This window comes from Candidatus Cloacimonadota bacterium, assembly GCA_011372345.1.
In the GTDB taxonomy this organism is placed as follows: Bacteria; Cloacimonadota; Cloacimonadia; order Cloacimonadales; family TCS61; genus DRTC01.
The window spans coordinates 1-3,171 of the sequence record DRTC01000025.1 but is presented as its reverse complement, the minus strand read 5'-3'; the positions used below and the strand labels follow the sequence as shown (position 1 = coordinate 3,171).

General features: G+C 33.8%; 1 protein-coding gene. It reads right to left on the bottom strand.

Annotation, left to right across the window (positions count from 1 at the left end):
• On the bottom strand, positions 1 to 2,751 hold a 2,751-nt coding region (locus tag ENL20_00460), incomplete at its 3' end, for a hypothetical protein (GenBank protein HHE37033.1).
• Positions 2,752 to 3,171 lie beyond the last annotated feature (420 nt).

The window sequence follows — 3,171 nt, the reverse complement described above, 5'->3', positions numbered from 1 at the left end:
AGGAAGAGAAAAGGAGATATTAACTTCCGGATTGAACGGATTGGGATAATTGGAAATGAAGAATTCAGGTAGATCAAAATCTTCATCTGTTTTGGTTGTGAGGGAATCCAGACGACCGGAAGTGAGATAAATATCTCCCCAAAAATCATCATATTCGTTTCCTTCAACTTTAAGAAAAGTAGCATAAACCGAATCTGTATCGTTAAAATTTACTGCTATCTTGGAAGTAAATGAATTTACATCTTCTTCAATAAAATCAGGAAGCCATTGAAAATATTCTACAAAATCGTCACTTCCATTCGTATATAGAAATTCGATATAACTGTGTCCTTCATTCAAAATCGTGTTCACATAAATTTTTTCACCGGAATTGGAAATATTAAAATCACTGACATGATATACAGAATCAAAAGAATCAAGAATTCCATAATAATTTTCATAAACATTCAGTTTGATGATCAAATCCTGATCATTATCTGCTGCTAACAGATAGATATCACTATTCAATAGCTTAATATTTTTCAGAAGAATATTTTCCGAATGATCATAAAATTCAAAAGGATATTCTTCAAAGGTTTCGCCATTATCATTGGAATTCAAAATCATTAATTCTGATGGAATGAGCTGATAAGCATAAACAACCGTATTTTCATTTGCAGCAAACGAACTTCCTAAAATGGGATAGTCTATGGTTTGTTCTAACTGAATTTCAAAAGTTTCTCCATTGTTTTCCGATTTGGAAATAATTAGATTTTGTTCAGAATAAAAATAATTTACCGTTGGAAAATCGACTAAATTAACAAATTCTAATCTTGTATCATAATGATAATTTTTATAATAACCAGTTGATGGATGATGTCCGTCATAATGATAAAATTCCATATTCCATGGGTTTGGGTTGCTATTTCCTTGAGGGTGATTATAAGGATCCATCCCGGAACGATGGGCAAAACCTCTTCTTCTCTGGGTGAGAGAACCATATAAGTTTATATCTCCTCTTTCCGTTATAATATCTGCTGCTGATTCGGGCCAAACAGGATTATACCAGGGATAGTCGGTTCCATAGGGATAAATAAAGTTTGGACCATTGTTGGGAAAGGATTCGAGATATTCAGGAGATTCATAAGGAAAGCCGCACATATAGTAAGGAAATTGAGGAGCTCCACCACTTAAATTAAAACCAGAAATTTCAGGAGGAACATAAGGATTAATCGGAAAAATAAATTTATGAAGATCAATAAAAGAATATAAAGTATCATTTCCAGTGTAAGGGCTGGGAGCAATAAAATCAGGTGTCGAACCATGAGGATGCTGATATTCAAAAGAGAAACTCCCATCGTAATGGCAAGCCATAAAACCATACTGTTCATAATTTCCTTTACCAATTGCAGCATAAGATCCATAAAGATAAATTCCATCACAATTATCGTCTCTTAATTCCATATTATTGAATGGATCTTTGTGTTTGTATTTTATGATAATTTTCTTTTCCGAAACAAGACCGAAATAGTCGGTTAAATTGGGATTATCTTCATCATCGGGAGCTTCTCCAACAGGAGTATTTTGGTAAGTTATGTCTCCCACAACAAAAACCGTATCTGCACAACCCCATGTTTGTTTTCCGCCAACAACTCCTTCGATCCAGAGTTCGCTTTCTACCCAGACAGATTGATCTTGGATTGTTCCGGATGGACCTTGAGTCCAAAGTGTATCATAAATTGGAATATAATTTGTCCAGATATGATCGGAATCTTCATACCAGTTTCCACCAGCATTTATAACTTCATTTGCCTGCTCTGCATCAGCAGGAAACCAGCTGTAAACTTTAAAAGAGTCTATTCCGACTAATTCTATATCTCCGTACATAGATTGATAGGAATTTCCATCAATCTTTACATAAACAATTTCATAATTCGAATTAAATGGTTGGAGTCCATTCTCTTGAATTAAGGTTGCTTCCGGTTCAAAGAGTTTTGGCGGAACATTTTCTTCATAACCTCCAAGAAAAACATCGTCCATTGGAGCAGATTGTTCTGCTGGCTGATGAGTATCATAATCCATGATTCGACCGGATGTTGTTACCATACAATGAAAAGTTGGCCAACCTCCCAAATTCCGAATCCAAATATCATCATTGCTATGAACAGATCCATATAAAACATCCTGTCCCGAAAACGGCAATGGATCAGATCCATTATCAGCATTTTCTGAATGTTCAATATCGGTTAAGTAGTTATAATTTGATAATTGACTATTTACTCCGGTTGTATAGCAAAGTTCCAAAACATCACTATTTTGAAAATGATATGCTTGTGAGATATTATCGGCAATTGTTTCAATAGAAAATGTCTGTCCATTATCACCTGAAATTGCTTTATTTAAACTATAATAAATATTTTCAGAGTAAACAGGTTTTTTTGAATAAATAATAATAATATTCCCATTGGAAGAAACTTCTAAAACCGGAGCAGCTATATCATCAGGTTCATTAGGATTTAAAAAAACAGAATCAACTTCAGTAAATGAAAAATCCAAACCGTTATTTTCTGAATAAGCGAAAAATATACATCCTAAACTTATATCAAGTTTCCGGATAAATGTCAGGTAGATATTTTCTTCAATAACTTGATAAGCACCTTGACCTGATAAATGCACAAAGTCGTCATTGTCATTAATCATAACCGGTTCGTTGAATTGAGATGATAAAGTAATCGCAACAAATGAAAAAATAATAAACAATGTTTGCTTCATGGTTTCCTCCTTTTGGGTGAGTTAAACTTATGGATTCTGCAATGAATGAAATTGTCATTGCGAGGAATCTTACATAGAGTTTCTTACGAAGCAATCTATAATAATAACTTAATATAAAGCAATGAGATTTTCTCACCTATGGTGAGATTGCTTCGTTTGTAACAGCATCCGGCAACTGCCTGACGCCAAGACATGTCTTTTTAATTACGATGAAAAACACTCAGTTATACAGAACTCATACGAGTTAAACTTGCCAAATTTCAAAAATTTGGCAAGTTTTATCTATCTGAACAACAAAATCTTCGTGATCTTACTAAATTTTTCCGATTCAAATTGATAGAAATATACTCCGCGGGCAACCGGTTCATTTTGTTTGTTCCTGCCGTTCCATTTGATATTAAAATGTCCAATCTCATATTT